Here is a 17462-nt window from a genome sequence, read left to right as displayed (position 1 = left end):
GAGGATCTGGTGGTCATTTTAAAAATATGAATGATATACTTATCTCAATAAATACTGGGAGGCATCCATTTTGAATTTGAAATCATTCTGGGAGAAAGATGAAGAGAGTCCTTTTACGTTAGAAAAGATAGATGAGGAACAAATTCGTGAAGCAGAGGGAACACTTGGAGTCACTTTACCCGATACATACAAAAAACTCATTTTAGAATGGAATGGTGGTTTTACAGTTCGTAATGCTTTTCCAACCGAACGGCCGAATTCATGGGCAGAGGATCATGTTCAATTCGATCATCTAAGAGGAATCGCTAAAGATGATGGAATTATGAATAGTGTTCAGTTAAGTGATGAATTGGAGCTACCAGAGGGATTTGTTTTCATCAGCGGGGAAGAAGATACATGGATTGCCATGGATTATCGAGAAACGAAGGAACATCCTCCTATTCACTATTTCGATTTAGAGCTGGAAGTAGATTTTAAGCTGGCAGATAGTTTCGATGAATTTGTTAAGCGGTTATATACAGCTGACGACGCCATGGTTGAAGTAATAGAGATTGAGGAGGAAGCTTCGGATTTATATATCAGTAAAGAAGAGTTTGAACACATTTTTGATAGAGGAGACCTTCGTCAGCAGAATCTCTTCAAAATGGCACATTATCCGATGGAAGACATTGAAGAGATCGCATGGTTTTTCTTGTGCATGAAACAGTGCATCAAACAGATAAAAGATCAACATGTCTTGTATGAAACAGCTACTGCTATTCACTCCAACCTTCTGTTAAACCCAGATATGCCAAGGAATGACCGTATTAATCAAGAGCTGCAAGAAATTGCTGAACTTCTAGAAAATAGTGGAGATCCTAATACCGCCTTTTTGGGAGAGGACATTCATCCAGTGAAAAAACGTTAGTGAAAGATTAAAAGCCCTTTCCAGGGCTTTTCGAATGTAGTTTATGATCTCTTTTTATTTAAAATTTTCATAATGAATAATGCTATATATGAAGCAATGAATGAGCCTAAAGTGTAAACAACAGCCCAGCCAAAGAAAGAGACATTGAAAAGTGTAAATGTCAGAATGAGCAAAATGATAAAGCTCACAATTGGCATGAAATAAACCTTTTGTACAAACAATGTGACGATAAAAGAAGCGATGATCATACTGACTGGAAGCAAGCCGAATGCGAATTCTAAATGAGTCATATCCATTCTCCTTTTAAATGACTTAGCTACATTTGATTTGTTCTCATTGTCTCTCATACACTCAAAATTCATAGTACATCGGGTTTTTGAGTTTAGTAAATTATATTAGACAGAAGAATCAATAACCATATCATAACACATAAAATGAAATTATTTCATTTTATGTAATTTAAAGGGTTTTTGATGATTTTAAATCCTTCTTTTTGTCATCTTATTGAAAGTCATATTTAAATAAAGTATAGTAAATTTATATGATATAGAGGAGGATGGTTAAAAATGATGCATGCAGGAAGATTACGCCAGAAAACTTTGAATCAGTAATTTCATATGTTCAAAGGCTCTGTTTTCATCAAACGGAGTAAACGGGGTAGTCTGCACATTTTTAATGATCTTCAGCGGGAAAGTATGCAATTTCACTAGAAAAGAGGCAGCTAATCGGTCTGTCTTTTTTTGTATGTTTTTTATGATGCAAAGAAAGGCATATGTCTAGCTTTGTTTACTCTGACCACATAAAGTAGCCTGTTTGTGGGTTTTGTGATGATATTCTTGATGCCTATTGATCATGACTAAATGAACAATTGGAGGATTGGATATGAATAGACTGGAATTAAAGCAGTTAGTCAAACATCACGGATTAGAGATTTTAGAGAATACCATCAAAATAAATGAATCAGGTGTGGATTTCCGTGTCGCACACGTCGAAGATATACATGGTGATCAATGGATATTAAGAATGCCTCGCAGACCTGAATCAATGAAACATACTTTACAAGAAAAAAAGACATTAGATTATATGAGTAAGCAGGTTCACTTTCAGGTCCCTAATTGGTCTATCTTTACAGAAAGTCTGATTGCTTATAAACAATTAGAGGGGGTACCGGCGGCTAGTATTGATGTGGAACAGCAATCTTATGTGTGGAGTTTTGACCCAACGAATGTACCGCAAGCTTATTATGAATCATTAGGAAACGTTTTAGCGAATGTACATTCCTTAGATCAACAGCCTTTTAAAACGATCGGTGTGGAGATGCTCAGTGCTCATGAATTAAGAGAATCAATGAAACAGCGAATGGAACGTGTCAAATCGCAATACACCATTAACAGCGGTTTATGGGAGCGCTGGCAAGAATGGCTAGCAAAAGATTCTTTATGGCCGCCTTTCGTGGGGGTGAAGCATGGAGATTTACATCCTGGCCACATTCTGATTGATGAAAATCAATGTGTTAAGGGGGTGATTGATTGGTCTGAACTGGGGATTGGTGATGTATCTGCAGACTTTTTGTCACATCAACTTCTCTTTGGGAAAGAAGGATTAACGAAACTTATCCATGCGTATGAAAAAGCAGGCGGGAGAACTTGGTCAGGAATGGATGAACATATAATAGAACTTCTGACGACAAGTGCGATCACTGTGGCCGAGTACGCACAGAGATCAGGATTGAAAGATATGTATGAAACGGCAGCATACATGTTGGCAAACGAAAGCTAATCAATCAGAACAAATCCAAAAAAAGCCCCTAAAAAGGGCTTTTTTTAATCTAATTCATGAAAAAACTGTTTGAGTTGATCAATGAAAACGGATTTGGATTTTCCTTTTTTATAAATGAACTCAATATTGATGTTGAAATTGATAGATGGCTCAATTGAAATTTGTTTTAGTGTTCCTTGTTCTACTTCATTTCTAACACAATGATGAGGAAGAAACGATAGTCCCATTCCTTGTAGCACTAAATTTTTTGCAGTTTCCATATGATCAACCTCAATGGAAATGTTCGGTGTGATGTTGTTTTTTTGAAATAATCGGTGGAGCATCAACCAATCAAATGACCCATAGTCAAAGAAAATAAAAGGTTGTTCTTCTAGTTCATTCATATTGATGTTGCCTAGGCTGGCAAGCGGGTGATGAGTTGGGACGAACAGCCCGATTGGATCGCTGAAAATCGGGATTGATTCAATTTGAGGATGTGTTTCAGTCCTGACAATGCCAAAGTCTACTTGGTTGTTAATCACTTTTTGGACAACATCCTTTGAATGTCCTGTTACAATTTTCACTTTCAGATTTTCGTATTTTTCTTTTAGGGCGGGCAATATGTTAGGCAATAGATTATTGGAAATAGAGGATGCGCATCCAATCGTCAATTCATAAGGGAGCATCGTTTGTTTGAGACTATGCTTTGCTTCTTGATAAGAATGGAGAATCTTTTTGGCATGCGGGTAAAACTGTTCACCTTTTTCCGTCAGAGATAGTTTATTTCTCTGTCTATCAAATAATTTCAGGTCTAATTCTTTTTCTAACGATTGAATACGTGCCGATACAGAAGGCTGGGTTAAATACAATGCTTCTGCAGCTTTATTGATACTGCCTAGCTGGCATACATAAATAAACGCTTCTATATTCTCAATATTCATGTTATCCCCTTATATGACGTTCTTTAAATGTTTAGTTTTTCAAGCTCATACACTAATTTTACAGCTTCTTTCGCCAAAATGACAGTAGGGTCAATCACTTTCACAGCTTTGGTTGACCTTAGAACTAAAGGAATTTCTGTACAGCCGGCAATGATGGCTTCTGCTCCTTGATTGATTAAAATTTCTGCAGCTAACGCCAGTTCACTTTCGCCTTTACTCAATTTCCCTGCTTTCACGGCATAAATCCCATTCATCACACTTTTCTGAAGATTTTCACTAGGAGTCATGACATCAATCTTGTGATGGGCACAAGCTTTTTGATAGAGCTGGGTTTTTAATGTGCCATCAGTACATAGTAAGCCCACAGACGTATAGTGATGTTTGTTCAGGTGCTTTGCGGTTTCTAATGGCATATTCATGATAGGGATATGAGTGGATTGTTGTACGTTTTCTAAAAAGAAGTGAGCGGTATTGCATGCAATCAGAATAAAGTCCGCTCCTGCGCGCTCTAATCTTTTAGCTGATGCAATCATATATTCTGTAGGATCTTCGCCTTTCCCAAATATGGCATTGGTTCTATCAGGGATTTGCGGATCATTATCAGCAATCACATGGAGATGATCCTGATCTTTTATCGCTGGTGTATGAGAAATGATTTTTTTCATCAGATCAATCGTCGCTAAAGGGCCCATACCACCCATAATACCAATTGTTGTAGACATGCATATCACCACATTTCATTTTTTTCTATTATAAAAAAAGAAAGGATGGTGAGTGTTATAGAAAAGTTCTATTTGTATATAGAAGGTTGATTAAAAGCACCTTTTATTTTCTTCTTTATCTGTTTTGCGGTATGAGTTGCAATCTAATCAAAAAACATTAGAATAAAGAAAAATTGATAAAGGAGCTACCATATGAATTTCAATTTGGATGAAGCTTTAGATATGTTGAGTCGAACTCCTCGTACATTAGAAAGTCTTTTGTCAGGTTTATCGAAGGATTGGCTTTACAGTCGTGAAGGGGAGGGAACGTGGAATCCCGTTGAAGTCATTGAACATTTGATTGAAGCAGAGAAATTCAACTGGATTCCCCGATTAAATGTCATTCTTGCTGATGGAGAGAATACCCCATTTCCTGCATTTGACCGCTACGCCCATTTGAATCAAACTGAAAGACAGATAGAACAGGCACTAGCGGAGTTTCATCATGTGCGGATGGAGAATGTGGCATACATTCAGCGTATGACACATTCAAATCTTGATCTAGAGAAAAAGGGCGTCCATCCAGAATTCGGCGTCGTGCAAGTGAGCGAATTACTTTCTGCGTGGGTTGTCCATGATTTCACCCATATCTCCCAAATTGTTCGAGTCATGGCGGAACGATATCGAACCGATGTGGGTCCATGGAGCGCTTATTTAGGGATTTTGAATAGGAAATAAATGATTAATGACGCTTCGCGGCCCACTCGGATTGAAGAATGGCATATTGATACTCATCGACCCAATGTCCTTTTGACATATAATTTTGTAGCAAATGTCCTTCGCGTCTCATGTCTAAACGTTCCAGTACTCGAATAGATTTTTCGTTTCGTACATCTGTAAAGGCAATGATTTTATGCTTGTTCAGTGTAGTGAAAATATATTCGATCATTGAATTCAAGGCTTCATGAATATAGCCCTTTCCTTGAAATTCAGGCGCAAGTGTAAATCCTATTTCAATGATTCTAGGCTCGCTGCCGAGTGTATGAATGGCGCAATCTCCTATCAACTGATTGGATTCAGATAAGGCAATCGCGTATTGAAACCACGTCCCTGGTTGATTAGGTTGTTGCGTCATTTGGTGTTGTACAAATGATTCAGCGTCTTCGTACGTGTAGTTTTCCCAGGATTGAAATGTGGCAATAGAGGGATTTGATCGGTATTGATAAAATGCTTCAATATCCTGCTGATCAAACTGACGAATCACGACCCGGTTTGTTCTTGTAAATATGCTGTTTGCATTCTTCATGTGTTACCCTCACTTTTTAGTTTGTTCTTGATTTGAAAAAGTCTATTAGCCATTCAGATAGCTGTTTTTGCGCTTTGGTCACAAATCGATCGGCATAATACGTTAATTCAAGATGCCGAACAGGAGCAGGGGCAGAAATAGGAATAGAGACAATATTAGGCCATGCTGAATGTTGCTTTAACAGCCCTCTTGGCTGGATGGTGGCGCCGATCCCGGCTTCAACCAGCTGCAATAATGAAGTGGCAGACCCAACATCCATGACCGTGTCCAATTCAAAACCGTGTTCTTTACATACGTCATCGACCAAATCTCTTCCTAGATAGCCTTTTGGATACATGACCAGTGCATGCTTTGTCAGCTCTTTTAGCGTCACTTCACGCCTTTTTGCCAGTTCACTGTCTGAATGAACAAACAATTCGTAGGGCTCATCGCCAAGTGGAATTTGAATCAGTCGTTTATCCGCAGGCCCGCGCAGCCCAATTCCGATATCGACTTTATGTGAGAGCACCTCGTCACGAACAAAGATGGTCGAAAAAGCCTTTAGGTTGATCTCTGGATACAGCGTTTTAAATTCTACAAAAAGCGGAACAAGCTGAAAGTCAAGATCAGAGGGAAGGACGGCAAGCCGAACGGTACCCCGCTGTTCAGATAACAGTTCTTTCATAGCATTTTTGGCATCTCGTTCAGCCTGAAGCATTTTTATGCCATATTGATAAAGAAGCGTACCAGCTTCGGTAGCAACGACTTTTTTGCCGATTCGATCAAAGAGCGGCATCCCAACTTCTGCTTCAAGCAGTCGAATCTGTTGGCTTAATGTAGGCTGTGATATACCTAGTTGCTCTGCAGCCTTTGTGAAATGTAAATGATCGAATACAGCCATAAAATAGGTAATGTGACGAGTATCCATATGCCATCCTTTCATTAATGATAGTATTTTCCTATCATCATAATACGAATTATTGTATTGATCAATGAATGAAGCGGATTTATACTCATAGTAACCTCAACAAGATGAGAGAGGAAGAAGAGTATTGATAAAAAAAATATTTTATTTAGCTGCTTTATTTTTAGCTGCCTTAAACTTGCGCCCAATCATTACATCCGTAGCTTCTATGATGAGCATGATTCAATCAGACCTTGGCGTTAGTGCACTCACGGCAAGTCTTTTAACCACTTTGCCGGTCTTGTGCATGGGAGTGTTTGCCCCTGTAGCAACGAAACTAAGCCGCCGGTTTGGATTAGAGAGAACCCTTTTTTTCTCGATTTTTCTTATCACAATTGCGACTGGACTGCGTGGTACAAGTCAAACAGTTACCATCCTTCTCATGACTGCTTTTGCAGGAGGAGTTGGAATTAGTTTTGCCGGACCATTGTTGTCTAGTTTTATTAAAAAGTATTTCCCGAAAAGTCCTGGGATTGTCAGTGTGTACTCTATATCGATGACAGTTGGAGCTGCACTTGCTTCGGGCTTGACCATTCCGATTTACCTTCGCAGTGAGCATAACCTTCCACTTGCGTTATCTTGCTGGGCGGTTTTAGGCGTTATTGCACTGATTTTATGGCTCGGTCTAGCTCGTCAAAACCAACAAGCGGATCTTGCAGACGTGCCGCTGAGATTACCGCTGCGAAACAAAAAAGCCATTCAATTCACCTTGTTCTTTGGCTTTATGTCTAGCATGTTCTATTCGTTAACAGCGTGGATTTCACCCATTGCGCTTGATTTTGGGAATAGTCCGCAGTATGCCGCCATGCTGCTTACGATATTTACGCTCATTCAGATTCCGGTGGCATTACTCGTTCCAAACATCGTCAATCGTCTAGGAAAGCCGAAATTATTTCTGATCTTATGCAGTTTGTCAGAGCTGATTGGCCTCATATTCCTTCTATTGCCAATGCCGATCCTGCCAGCTGTTATTTTTCTAGGGATTGGAGCAGGTGGATTATTTCCTTTGGCGCTTATGTTGCCTATTATTGAAACGCGTACGCCAGAAGAAGCCGGTACATGGTCAGCGATGTCACAGATGGGCGGGTACATCATGGGAGGATTTGGTCCATTTTTAATCGGTTTGATTTTCGATATCAGCGGACATTTTCAAGCTGCTATTGTCGCAATGCTCGCCATCGTGATGCTGATGATTGGCGTGCAGTTATCGATGAAGTTAGGGAAAAAACGTGATGAGGTATCCAATTAAAGATCAATATACCGCTGCTTTTATATCATGACTCAATTGAAATCGCCATAGCCTATTCCTAAGTAGGCTATGGCGATTATTTTACTCAATTTTTAAAAGATGCACCTGAATGAATTATCGTGCCAGATTTTTTTCAACTTTACGAGTGGCCATTTCTGCAGCCTCCATGATCATTTCACCTAATGTTGGGTGAGGATGAATCGTCATGGCTAAATCTTCTACTGTAGCACCAATTTCAATAGAGAGAGAAAGTTCTGATATAAGAGTAGATGCCTCTGCACCTACGATTTGTGCTCCTAAAATAAGGCCAGATTCAGCATGGGCCACAATCTTCACAAATCCTTCTGGTTCTTTTAATGCAAGCGCTCGGCCATTAATGGAGAACATTGTTTTCCCAATGACAGTCGGAATGGATTGTTGCTTGCAATCCGTTTCGCTTAGTCCAACACTCGCCAATTCTGGGCTGGAAAAAACAACAAGTGGGATCGCTTTATAATCGATCATCGAAGGTTTCCCGGCGATTGCCTCTGCTGCCACCTTCGCTTCATAGGAAGCTTTATGAGCCAGAGCAGGACCCTCGGTGATATCACCAATTGCATAAATGTGCGGAATGGAAGTTCTGCATTGTTCATCAATTTTAACTAGTCCGTTAGGGGTAATGGACAAACCGATAGAATGGAGACCTAATGTTCCATCTGTATTCGGTTTTCTTCCGACAGTAATCAGTGCATATTCCGCTTGCACCGTGTAACTTTCTTTCTGTTTCTCATAATGAAGATCAATTCCGCTCATATGCTGCTCGGCACCTATGACGTTTGCTCCTGTAATCACGGTGATGTTATCTTCTTTCAATTGTCGAACAACAGGTGAGACAAGTTCACTTTCAAAACCAGGCAATACTTGATTGCCGCCTTCTAGAATGGTGACTTTTGATCCAAACCTTGCAAACATCTGTCCGAGTTCAACACCAATATATCCACCCCCAACTACGACAAGGCTTTTAGGGATTTCGGGAAGGGATAGTGCTTCAGTGGAAGACAATATACGACCTCCGAAAGGGAGTGATTTAATTTCAATTGGACGAGAGCCGGTTGCTAATATAAGGTGTTTGAAGTTGATTCGTTTTTCACCTTTTTCGGCATGTTGAATCACCGCTGTATGCTGATCGAACAAGCTTGCATCGCCTTCCAAAATGGTAACTCCAGCTGACTTTAACAAAAATTGGACGCCTCCAGCTTGTTTTTCCACAACAGCTTTTTTGAACGCTTGAGCTTCATTGAAAGAACCGCTTTCTTGAAAACCACCCCATTGTGTGCGGAGTTTGAACCGCTCTGCTTCTGCTATTAGCGCTTTAGAAGGGATACAGCCTACATGGGTGCATACGCCACCTAACTGATCACGTTCTACAATCGCAGTCTTCATGCCGAGATGAGCTGAACGTAACGCCGCCACGTAGCCTCCCGGACCTGATCCAATCACTAATGTATCTACTGTTTCTAAATGAATCATTTCTTGCACCTCCAATTTCAAAATATGATGATCATAATATATTATAGTCATCATATTTTGGCGAAGTCAATCCCATTTGAGTGAGGAAAGATGGATTTCAGTCAATTGACACATGATAATATGATGAATATAATATTTTAATAAATACACTTAGATGAGTTAAAAGGAAGGAGGAGAAAAGAGGATGCCTTATCCGAAAGGTCATAAGTCAAAAGTGAGAGAGCAGATCATCGCTAGTGCTGCACGAGCATTTCGAACAAATGGCGTCCGTAGTATCAGTTTGCCATACATTATGAAAGGGGCAGGTCTAACTCATGGAGGGTTTTACGCTCACTTTAAGAACAAGGATCAGTTGGTGATAGAGACTTTTCATTTTGCTATTACTGATACGATCAAGCTGCTGCAAAGTGTTGCAGACAAGAAAACAGACCAGCCTCGAATTCAGACGATCATTGACTTTTATTTAAGTTCCGTTCACCGTGATCAGACGGAGATCGGCTGTATATTGCCTGCACTGGCAGGGGAGATTGCTCAATTATCGCAAGAGGTACGTAAAGCCTATACAGATGAATTGAAACGGTTTATGGCGTTTATAGCTGATACGGGAAACATAGATCTCTCTACCAGTTACGCACTAGTAAGCAGCATGATTGGTACAATTGCTCTTGCACGAGCTGTCAATGATTCGCAGTTCAGTGATCAATTGTTAATGGCAGGTAGAACACAGGCAAAACACATTTTAAATTCAAATTAAAAAACATAGGGGATGTTGCGATGTTGATTAGAGAAGCAAGCATAGAAGATTATCCACAATTAAGACAAATCTATTTAGAATCCCGACGTCAGAGCTTTCACTGGCTCAATACAGAAGAAATCAAACTGCAAGATTTTGATCAAGATACGCAGGAAGAGCAAATTTTCTTAGCTGAGGAGAGCAATAAAATCCTTGGATTCATCTCATTATATGTACCAGATCGTTTTATTCATCTCTTGTTTGTACATCCAGAAGCTGCTGGTCAAGGGGCTGGCGATCTGTTGCTGAAACATGCGATCAAAGTGCTCGGAACACCAGTCACCCTCAAATGTGTATCCGAAAATCACAAAGCTTTGTCTTTTTATCAAAAAAGAGGATGGAAGGCTGTTGTAGAGGAAGGGGAACCTGGGGCGAAATACTGGGTGCTTATTTATGAATAGAAGTCATGTTATCTATCATTCACACGGCCCTTTATAGGGCTTTTTTGCGGTTTATTTTCGGTGTCGAATGATTCATAAAATGATAATATATGTCATTGTAGGGAAAATAGAGGAAGGGGTAAGAGCTGATGGAGAAAGTGCTTTCTTCTCACGTCGGTTTGAAAATCAATGAATGGTATTATCATATTCAACGATTTAATGTACCGGACGCCGAAGCATATAAAGAAGAAATCAAATCAATGATTGATCATATGGAAGAGAATCAAGATTTATTATTGTATTTCTCACTCATGGAGTTCAGACATAAATTAATGCTAGATTACTTGAATCCTTTAGAAAATGGGAAAGAACGAGCGAACTTCAGGGAACTTGCAGTGAAGATAAAAAAAGATCAAGAGAAATTAACAGGATTGCTTGAGTATTACTTTAATTTTTTCTATGGGATGTATGAATTTGAAAACTACGAATACCTCAATGCGATTACCTTCTATAAGCGAGCAGAAAAAAAGCTGTCTCTTGTCAGCGACGATATTGAACGTGCCGAGTTCAATTACAAGATGGCGGAAATCTATTACCACATGAAACAAACCCACATGTCCATGCACCATATCGCACAGGCGATAGAATGTTACCGAGAAAAAGATACATACACAGTCAGAGAAATCCAGTGTTCTTTTGTCATTGGATTAAACTATATTGATATGGGCTGCCCCGAAAAAGCCATTCCACATTTTGAACGTGCGCTTGAACAAGCTGCAGATCACTCAACAAAAAGACTAAAAGGGTCAGCGCTCTATAATTTAGGGTTGAGTTATTTCCATCATGGTGACCTAGCACAAGCAATTGTTCACTTTAATGACTCGATTCGAGCATTTAAAGAGCAGGGGTACGAGCATTTAAATCGAATTTTAGACCCTCTCGTTATGTTATCAAAATCCTATTTTAAAAAGAACGCACAGGATCTAGGTACGTATGCATTACATAACGGTATAGAACTATCTGAAAAGCTGAAAGATCATGTGTTGTTACATATCTTTACGTTTTTAAAATCACTATACGTTGACAACAATTTTGAACAACTAGAAAAAATTTCAGAATGGTTAGAGATGAAGTCCATGTATCCTGACCTTGAAGACTTAGCAAAAGATGCTGCAAAATATTATAATGAGATGGGAGATAAAGACAATGCGATGCATTTCTATGAAAAAATTCTTTATTTCCAAACTCAAGTAAAGCGGGGGGACTGTCAGTATGAAATTTAAAACGTTATCAGTAGTATGCGCAGTGATCAGTGTCATCAGTATTGTTAGCTATTTTACATCTGAAGTGACAGCAAGTCATGATGAAGCTAGGAGAGGTCATACGGCAAGTATCGGTTATACTGCTTAAATAAAAAGCCCCTTAAGGGCTTTTTATTTTAAGACGGTATATATGCTATGAATAAAGAATATTTTTCCCATAGAAAAGATATTGAGGAGGAAGTAAAATGACAATGTTAAAATCCAAATTATTTCGAAGGATTTTCATTATATTCTTTGCTTTAACCTTTATGATTAGCCTGTTTAATATGGCTGTATTTCCAGGGACGCCAGTGTCTTATTATGTTGGTCTGATTTGTAAGATGTTGTTAATCAGTTTGTTAAATGGTATGTTTTTCGGAATAATAATCTATTTGATTGTCAGTTTTCTTAAAGTCATTTCTTCAAAGGAAAACCAATAACAAGTGAGCGACTAAAATCCGTTCTTTTTTTATGATTAAAAATTGGACATCTTATGAATGAGAATATGAGATTCAATTATTTTTAATATCCTAATGCATTATATTTTAAAGGGTGTTACCGTTGGATGTAAGGAATGATTGGCCAATCTTCCAATAAGAGTTGGAGGGTAATCATGAATTACAAAATTGAAATGTTAACGAATATGAAAATGGTGTATATGAGAAATATAGGACCGTATGGCAGTAAAGAGAATGTGGAGATGATGAAGAAATTTAAAAAATGGATCAACGAACATCAATTCAATGATGAATTAAAGAAGCATGGCATATACGGTGTCCCTCAAGATGATCCTGCAAGAACTTTACCTGAAAATTGCAGATATGACCTCATGTTCATGACAAATAGAGATTTCTCCAAAGATCAACTTGTTCAGACTGGTCATGTTGAAGGAGGAAAGTATGCTGTGTTTACGGTGACACATACAGCCGAAAAAGTGAATTTGTTTTGGAGACAATTACCTCAAATGATCCAACACAATCAATTGAACATACGCCATGCACCTATTATGGAGAGATATAGAGAAGATGAAGGCGAAGATAAGGTGTGTGAATTCTTACTGCCTATCTTTTAAACATTTTATCTAACTTTCATGAAAACAGACCTCTTGTGGTCTGTTTTCATGAATATAAAATCTACACGTTTAAATAGTTTAGGACTCGTTCCTTTAAATAACGATATTGATCCTTATTCGTATCTTGAAATGCTTCTTCCCGATTTGAAGGTACATCCATATAAAAAATTTCTTCAGAGAATTGTGAAGAAGTAAAGTCAATTCTTGTTCTATTCACTACGTTGTAAAAGTGCCATCCGCTTTGTAATAAGGTCTTGTTTATTTTTCCGCCTAAAAGATCATGGACAACTAAAGAAGTGACGCCACATTGTCCGTTTGCTGGGTTGTCTTTACTCCATTTTGAACTAGATTGAGAGGACCAGGCTTTATATAAAGCATCAATGATTTCGTCTGTCGAGTAGAGGTTCATCCTAAAGATCCTTTCTATTTAAAGAGTGAGATAAATATAGCATCTGTTTAGTCTATAGTAGATTTTTTCAATTAAAAACCAATAAAATCTTTTCGTTGAAGCACTTGATCCAAATGATATACTATGGCTAAAACAATGAAAGGTTATGTCAGGAGGAGCATGGTGTGATATTCATCATAGGAATTGTAATCGCTTTTATTGTTGCTATTTTAGGCTTTACTGTTTTCGTAGGTAATGGGTTGGGAACGGCTTTTAGCATCATTGGGGGAATGGTCATTTTATTCATAGCGGGAAGGCTGCAAGACAAAAAGAAAAGAATGATCCAAACATCTTATTAGATAAGATGATGATGCTCTTTCATGAAGACGGATTTCAGTCCTCAACATACATCTTTTCGTACAATGTTGATAAAGGATTTGCGATTGATGACGAGCGAAAGAAAATGCGCTTTATTACATATCAACCTGGCGGCTCATCTCAGAAATTCAGGTTTGAAGTCACTGAGCTTTCCTTGCAAGAGTTGAAACAAGTTGACGTGTTAGAAGATGGTATACCGATTGAACATTCTACTGAGAGTGATAATAATGAAGAGATTTCTACACTTCAATTAAGATTAACGATGAATGATCAAGAAGCATCAACGATCACGATCACCTTCCTGCAATTTGAAGTGCCAGTTCGTAAGAGCACCGCTGAATATTTGATTGAACGAGAAAATCTGGAGGAGATTTATCATCAAATTGATTCAATGATGAAATCTGCGTATTAAGTAAATTTCTGTTCATAAAAAAGAAATCACAGTTTTGATGTGGTTTCTTTTTTTATCTCAATCAAGTTAAAGCCAGTCCAGTCATTGTAGTTGAATGTTTTTCTCAAAAATGAATAAAGATAGACTAGACACGAAAACGAACATTGATATTGAAATGACTCATGTGATGAGGAGGAAGCATACATGCAAAAACTTTGCAGGCAAGTCTGGATTGAAGTCAATCTTGATGCAATAAAAAGGAATATCGAAGCGATTCAAGCGCATATTCCAAGAAAAAGTAAGATCATGGCTGTCGTGAAGGCGAATGCTTATGGACACGGTTCAGTGGAGGTAGCGCGGCAGGCACTAGAAAGCGGTGCGACGGAGCTCGCAGTTGCTAGCTTAGAGGAAGGCATTGTGCTGCGAAGAGCAAAAATTGAAGCGCCGATTTTGGTTCTTGGATTTACACCGCTCGACTGTGTGAAAAGGGCCGCAGCCTGGAGAATTGATCTATCTGGCCTTCGTGAAGATTGGATTGCTCAAGCAAATGAGATCTTAGCGGAAGAAGAAAGCCAGCGCCGGCTTGGGATTCATGTCAATGTTGACACAGGGATGGGGCGATTAGGTGTACGGACAAAGGAAGAGCTGTTAGCGGTGGTGAGGGCGCTTGAAAAGAGTAAAAACCTGAGGTGGGATGGAATATTTACGCATTTCTCCACTGCGGATGAACCTGATCCTGATTTTACGTTGCTTCAGCACAGCATCTTCATTGATTTTCTTCGGTTTTTGAAAGAAGAAGGGATCAAACTGCCGATCGTACATATGAACAATACAGCTGCTTCGATTGCGTTTCCTGAATTTAGTGCCGATATGATCCGGCTTGGTATCGGACTTTATGGATTGTATCCCTCGCAATATATTCAAAGCTTAGACGCTGTTCAATTGGAACCGGCACTAAGCTTAAAAGCAAGAATTGCGTTCGTGAAGAAAATGGTGACAAAACCAAGAACCGTCAGCTATGGGGCAACCTATGTGGCAAAGCCTGATGAAGTCATTGCGACCATACCGATTGGCTATGCAGATGGATACTCACGTGCTTTATCCAATCGAGGGTTCATGCTTTTCCGCGGAGAACGAATGCCAATTGCGGGCCGAGTCACAATGGATATGACGATGATCAGCTTAGGAGAGATGAAAGCAAAGCAAGGCGAGGAAGTCGTCATTTATGGCCGTCAAAAGGGCGGAGAAATTTCTGTTGATGAAATTGCTGAAATGCTCAATACGATTAACTATGAAGTCATTGCAACATTAAGCCGCCGTGTTCCAAGGTTTTATCGTCGAGGCGGGAAGATTATTAAAATATCGACGCCGGTGATGTATGTGTGAAGGTAAGGACAGCATGAAAGTCCAAAAATCCCCCTTTATATGGAAAGGGGGATTTTGAGTTTCATGTCTTATTTCGGCTTAAGCTCGATACTCTTTATCTAAAATAAGAATGGGTTTAATCGTAGATCCATTTTTAGAATCTTCAAAAGCTTGTTCAATCTCTTCTAATTCGTAGAATTTTGCTAGTTTCTCAACTGGGAATTGTCCATTTTTAAAGAACTTGACTAGTTTAGGAATGAATAGTTGAGGAACGGCATCGCCTTCTATCACACCTTTTAACGTGAGCGCATTGAGCATGAGATCATTTGTGACATTAAACGTTAAATCGCGTTTTCCTACTGCTACTGTTGCACAAGTTCCTTTGACACGCAGGCAGTGAAGGGCAGCTAGCGTGACTTCTGGTACTCCAGTTGTTTCAAATGAGTAATGTGCCCCTTTTCCTTCTGTGATTTCCTTAACTTTTTCAGCTGGGTTCTCATGTTTACTGTTGATGACATGTGTTGCACCTAATTCTTTTGCTAGCTCAAGGCGGCTATCATGGATATCAACGGCAATAATCGGATCACAGCCTGCAATTTTTGCTGCCATTAACCCACTTAAACCAACAGCGCCTGTACCGAACACAACAAAGCTTGTACCTGGAGCTGGAGCAAGTGAATTAAGGACAGTACCGCTCCCAGTCATTAAGCCGCAACCGAATGGTCCTAAATAGCGTAAATCAGTTTCTTTGTCTACTTTCACCACATTTTTCTCATCAACCGTTGCATATGTACCAAATGACGATTGACCAAAAAATTGTGATACATCTTGATGATCATGTGTATGGATAGGCGTTTCATTATGTTTATTACGACCAGAAAAATTCAGTGGAATCATGTTTTCACATCCACCAGCGTTCCCGTCAAGACAATTATGGCAATGACCGCAATAAGCGAAACCAAGTACAACGTGGTCTCCTTCTTGAACGGTTGTGACATTAGAACCTGCTTTCACGACAATGCCAGAGCCTTCATGTCCTAATAAAGCAGGACGTGGAACAGGGAGCGTGCCATCTAATACAGTGGCATCCGTATGACAAACGCCAGATGCAACGATTTTGACAAGCACTTCATCTGCTTTTGGATCATCTAGTAATAGTGTTTGTTTCTCGAAAACTTTTTCATTTGTTGTGACCATCGCTTGAATTTCCATATCATGTGCCCTCACTTTTTGTATAGTATGATATTCTGAAGAAAGGTTAGATCAAATGTCACAAAAAATTCATTTCTTTATGACTAAGTTGATTGTAGGACGAAAGATTTTCCGTTTCAATCAGCAAAAAATCTTTTTTGTATAGGTTTTCAACACAAATGAATTTATGTATCTCTAATCAACATTTTTTAAAAAGTGTCTAAAGGAGGGGCCCCATGATCAAAAAAGAGGATCGTCGTATTGAGCGAACAAAAGAAACACTTCGTCAAACATTCAAAATACTAGTAAAAGAAAAAGGATATTCGCACGTAAAAGTGAAGGATATTGTGGAAAAGGCAAACTATAATCGGACGACATTTTATGTGCATTATGAAAGTAAAGATGAATTAGCAGCAGATGTTATTCACCGGGAAATGGTCAATTTCGAATATGAATTTTGTAAGCCGACTCGTGAAAATCCACTGTTGGATTTAACTCGCATGAAACCAGAGGGCACCGATGTATTTCAATATATCGTTGAAAATCGCGACTATTATGATTTATTAGTGATGGAAGACCGAATTCCCCACATACAAGAAAAATTGCTTAAGAAAATACAATATATTTTCCAAAATAGAATGTCGTTTGTGAGTGATCAGTATACAGAAATCAACGACAGTTATTTTGTCCAATATCGTTCATACGGCATTTTCGGTTTTATCATTGAATGGATCAGAAATGACTATAATGCATCTCCCTCAGAAATGGCACGCCGTATTATCAATTTATTATATATTCAGTCCTCACTTATGATTCAGTTGAAAGACGAAGAAGTGATTATGAAAAGGTGATGTCAGATAAATTTGATATATGTTGAATGATATTAATA

Annotated in this window: 20 protein-coding genes; 12 read left to right on the top strand and 8 right to left on the bottom strand. The window is 38.9% G+C overall.

All coding sequences use genetic code 11. The annotated features are described in order from the left end of the window. The first annotated feature begins 76 nt into the window (after window positions 1-76). Window positions 77-907: an SMI1/KNR4 family protein gene (locus KFQ09_RS03680; protein WP_186365198.1), complete on the top strand. Its 831-nt coding sequence runs from the start codon at window positions 77-79 to the stop codon at window positions 905-907. Window positions 908-948: 41 nt separating this feature from the next. Here KFQ09_RS03680 and KFQ09_RS03675 read toward each other — a convergent pair whose 3' ends face one another. Then, window positions 949-1197: a DUF2651 family protein gene (locus KFQ09_RS03675; protein WP_035392368.1), complete on the bottom strand. Its 249-nt coding sequence runs from the start codon at window positions 1195-1197 to the stop codon at window positions 949-951. A 592-nt stretch (window positions 1198-1789) separates the two neighbouring features. Here KFQ09_RS03675 and KFQ09_RS03670 point away from each other — a divergent pair. Next, window positions 1790-2686, top strand: coding sequence for a macrolide 2'-phosphotransferase (locus KFQ09_RS03670; protein ID WP_255836032.1), 897 nt, complete (start codon window positions 1790-1792; stop codon window positions 2684-2686). Between the two features lie 44 nt (window positions 2687-2730). Here the strand turns inward: KFQ09_RS03670 and KFQ09_RS03665 are convergent, their stop codons facing one another. Next, the gene (locus KFQ09_RS03665; protein WP_046343315.1) at window positions 2731-3606 is read right to left on the bottom strand and encodes a LysR family transcriptional regulator; all 876 of its coding nucleotides are present in this window, start codon (window positions 3604-3606) and stop codon (window positions 2731-2733) included. Between the two features lie 23 nt (window positions 3607-3629). Continuing rightward, on the bottom strand, window positions 3630-4328 hold the full coding sequence (locus tag KFQ09_RS03660) for a cysteate racemase (RefSeq protein WP_035392360.1): 699 nt from the start codon (window positions 4326-4328) through the stop codon (window positions 3630-3632). A 192-nt stretch (window positions 4329-4520) separates the two neighbouring features. Here KFQ09_RS03660 and KFQ09_RS03655 point away from each other — a divergent pair, with 192 nt between their 5' ends. After that, window positions 4521-5045 (top strand): DinB family protein, encoded by a 525-nt coding sequence (locus KFQ09_RS03655; RefSeq protein WP_050827176.1) that lies wholly within the window; start codon window positions 4521-4523, stop codon window positions 5043-5045. A 4-nt stretch (window positions 5046-5049) separates the two neighbouring features. Here KFQ09_RS03655 and KFQ09_RS03650 read toward each other — a convergent pair whose 3' ends face one another. Both KFQ09_RS03650 and KFQ09_RS03645 read right to left on the bottom strand, forming a co-directional pair. Then, complete coding sequence (locus tag KFQ09_RS03650; protein ID WP_081114923.1) at window positions 5050-5613, bottom strand: GNAT family N-acetyltransferase; 564 nt, start codon at window positions 5611-5613, stop codon at window positions 5050-5052. A gap of 16 nt (window positions 5614-5629) precedes the next feature. Further along, window positions 5630-6535 (bottom strand): LysR family transcriptional regulator, encoded by a 906-nt coding sequence (locus tag KFQ09_RS03645; protein WP_076821847.1) that lies wholly within the window; start codon window positions 6533-6535, stop codon window positions 5630-5632. Between the two features lie 112 nt (window positions 6536-6647). Here KFQ09_RS03645 and KFQ09_RS03640 point away from each other — a divergent pair, with 112 nt between their 5' ends. After that, window positions 6648-7805: an MFS transporter gene (locus KFQ09_RS03640; protein ID WP_255836234.1), complete on the top strand. Its 1158-nt coding sequence runs from the start codon at window positions 6648-6650 to the stop codon at window positions 7803-7805. Between the two features lie 114 nt (window positions 7806-7919). Here KFQ09_RS03640 and lpdA read toward each other — a convergent pair whose 3' ends face one another. After that, window positions 7920-9314 (bottom strand): dihydrolipoyl dehydrogenase, encoded by a 1395-nt coding sequence (gene lpdA, locus KFQ09_RS03635; protein WP_135226787.1) that lies wholly within the window; start codon window positions 9312-9314, stop codon window positions 7920-7922. A gap of 184 nt (window positions 9315-9498) precedes the next feature. Here lpdA and KFQ09_RS03630 point away from each other — a divergent pair, with 184 nt between their 5' ends. The 4 genes from KFQ09_RS03630 (at window position 9499) to KFQ09_RS03615 (ending at window position 12860) form a co-directional block, all read left to right on the top strand. After that, entirely contained in the window at window positions 9499-10068 is a 570-nt protein-coding gene (locus KFQ09_RS03630) for a TetR/AcrR family transcriptional regulator (RefSeq protein ID WP_007498915.1), read from the top strand. A gap of 20 nt (window positions 10069-10088) precedes the next feature. Continuing rightward, window positions 10089-10508 carry a GNAT family N-acetyltransferase gene (locus KFQ09_RS03625; RefSeq protein WP_007498913.1) on the top strand — a complete coding sequence of 140 codons (420 nt, stop codon included), beginning with the start codon at window positions 10089-10091 and terminating at the stop codon, window positions 10506-10508. A 128-nt stretch (window positions 10509-10636) separates the two neighbouring features. Beyond that, complete coding sequence (locus KFQ09_RS03620; RefSeq protein WP_210552394.1) at window positions 10637-11770, top strand: response regulator aspartate phosphatase; 1134 nt, start codon at window positions 10637-10639, stop codon at window positions 11768-11770. Between the two features lie 631 nt (window positions 11771-12401). Then, the gene (locus KFQ09_RS03615; protein ID WP_039168785.1) at window positions 12402-12860 is read left to right on the top strand and encodes a GyrI-like domain-containing protein; all 459 of its coding nucleotides are present in this window, start codon (window positions 12402-12404) and stop codon (window positions 12858-12860) included. 61 nt (window positions 12861-12921) lie between these two features. On the opposite strand, the gene KFQ09_RS03610 is transcribed toward KFQ09_RS03615, so the two are convergent. Next, on the bottom strand, window positions 12922-13269 hold the full coding sequence (locus KFQ09_RS03610) for a YunG family protein (RefSeq protein WP_057079656.1): 348 nt from the start codon (window positions 13267-13269) through the stop codon (window positions 12922-12924). A gap of 164 nt (window positions 13270-13433) precedes the next feature. Here KFQ09_RS03610 and KFQ09_RS03605 point away from each other — a divergent pair, with 164 nt between their 5' ends. From KFQ09_RS03605 to alr, 3 genes are all read left to right on the top strand, one after another. Beyond that, window positions 13434-13607 (top strand): hypothetical protein, encoded by a 174-nt coding sequence (locus tag KFQ09_RS03605; protein WP_255836029.1) that lies wholly within the window; start codon window positions 13434-13436, stop codon window positions 13605-13607. An 11-nt stretch (window positions 13608-13618) separates the two neighbouring features. After that, window positions 13619-14038 carry a hypothetical protein gene (locus tag KFQ09_RS03600; RefSeq protein ID WP_255836028.1) on the top strand — a complete coding sequence of 140 codons (420 nt, stop codon included), beginning with the start codon at window positions 13619-13621 and terminating at the stop codon, window positions 14036-14038. A gap of 183 nt (window positions 14039-14221) precedes the next feature. Then, window positions 14222-15403, top strand: a complete 1182-nt coding sequence (alr, locus tag KFQ09_RS03595; protein WP_255836027.1) for an alanine racemase — start codon at window positions 14222-14224, stop codon at window positions 15401-15403. Window positions 15404-15481: 78 nt separating this feature from the next. On the opposite strand, the gene KFQ09_RS03590 is transcribed toward alr, so the two are convergent. Next, the gene (locus KFQ09_RS03590; RefSeq protein ID WP_079919364.1) at window positions 15482-16594 is read right to left on the bottom strand and encodes an NAD(P)-dependent alcohol dehydrogenase; all 1113 of its coding nucleotides are present in this window, start codon (window positions 16592-16594) and stop codon (window positions 15482-15484) included. A gap of 215 nt (window positions 16595-16809) precedes the next feature. Between KFQ09_RS03590 and KFQ09_RS03585 the strand changes: the two genes are divergently transcribed. Then, entirely contained in the window at window positions 16810-17424 is a 615-nt protein-coding gene (locus tag KFQ09_RS03585) for a TetR/AcrR family transcriptional regulator (RefSeq protein ID WP_212356460.1), read from the top strand. The last annotated feature ends 38 nt before the right edge of the window (window positions 17425-17462 follow it).

The organism is Bacillus sp. FS02 (assembly GCF_024398395.1).
Classification (GTDB): domain Bacteria; phylum Bacillota; class Bacilli; order Bacillales; family Bacillaceae; genus Bacillus; species Bacillus altitudinis.
The sequence above is the reverse complement of the archived record's forward strand: the minus strand, read 5'-3'. Positions and strand labels throughout refer to the sequence as shown.

Coding starts and splice junctions, on each gene's coding strand:
- KFQ09_RS03675 (WP_035392368.1), bottom strand. CDS start 1,197: ATGACTCATTTAGAATTCGCATTCGGCTTGCTTCCAGTCAGTATGATC.
- KFQ09_RS03670 (WP_255836032.1), top strand. CDS start 1,790: ATGAATAGACTGGAATTAAAGCAGTTAGTCAAACATCACGGATTAGAG.
- KFQ09_RS03665 (WP_046343315.1), bottom strand. CDS start 3,606: ATGAATATTGAGAATATAGAAGCGTTTATTTATGTATGCCAGCTAGGC.
- KFQ09_RS03660 (WP_035392360.1), bottom strand. CDS start 4,328: ATGTCTACAACAATTGGTATTATGGGTGGTATGGGCCCTTTAGCGACG.
- KFQ09_RS03655 (WP_050827176.1), top strand. CDS start 4,521: ATGAATTTCAATTTGGATGAAGCTTTAGATATGTTGAGTCGAACTCCT.
- KFQ09_RS03650 (WP_081114923.1), bottom strand. CDS start 5,613: ATGAAGAATGCAAACAGCATATTTACAAGAACAAACCGGGTCGTGATT.
- KFQ09_RS03645 (WP_076821847.1), bottom strand. CDS start 6,535: ATGAAAGGATGGCATATGGATACTCGTCACATTACCTATTTTATGGCT.
- lpdA (WP_135226787.1), bottom strand. CDS start 9,314: ATGATTCATTTAGAAACAGTAGATACATTAGTGATTGGATCAGGTCCG.
- KFQ09_RS03630 (WP_007498915.1), top strand. CDS start 9,499: ATGCCTTATCCGAAAGGTCATAAGTCAAAAGTGAGAGAGCAGATCATC.
- KFQ09_RS03625 (WP_007498913.1), top strand. CDS start 10,089: ATGTTGATTAGAGAAGCAAGCATAGAAGATTATCCACAATTAAGACAA.
- KFQ09_RS03620 (WP_210552394.1), top strand. CDS start 10,637: ATGGAGAAAGTGCTTTCTTCTCACGTCGGTTTGAAAATCAATGAATGG.
- KFQ09_RS03615 (WP_039168785.1), top strand. CDS start 12,402: ATGAATTACAAAATTGAAATGTTAACGAATATGAAAATGGTGTATATG.
- KFQ09_RS03610 (WP_057079656.1), bottom strand. CDS start 13,269: ATGAACCTCTACTCGACAGACGAAATCATTGATGCTTTATATAAAGCC.
- KFQ09_RS03600 (WP_255836028.1), top strand. CDS start 13,619: ATGCTCTTTCATGAAGACGGATTTCAGTCCTCAACATACATCTTTTCG.
- alr (WP_255836027.1), top strand. CDS start 14,222: ATGCAAAAACTTTGCAGGCAAGTCTGGATTGAAGTCAATCTTGATGCA.
- KFQ09_RS03590 (WP_079919364.1), bottom strand. CDS start 16,594: ATGGAAATTCAAGCGATGGTCACAACAAATGAAAAAGTTTTCGAGAAA.
- KFQ09_RS03585 (WP_212356460.1), top strand. CDS start 16,810: ATGATCAAAAAAGAGGATCGTCGTATTGAGCGAACAAAAGAAACACTT.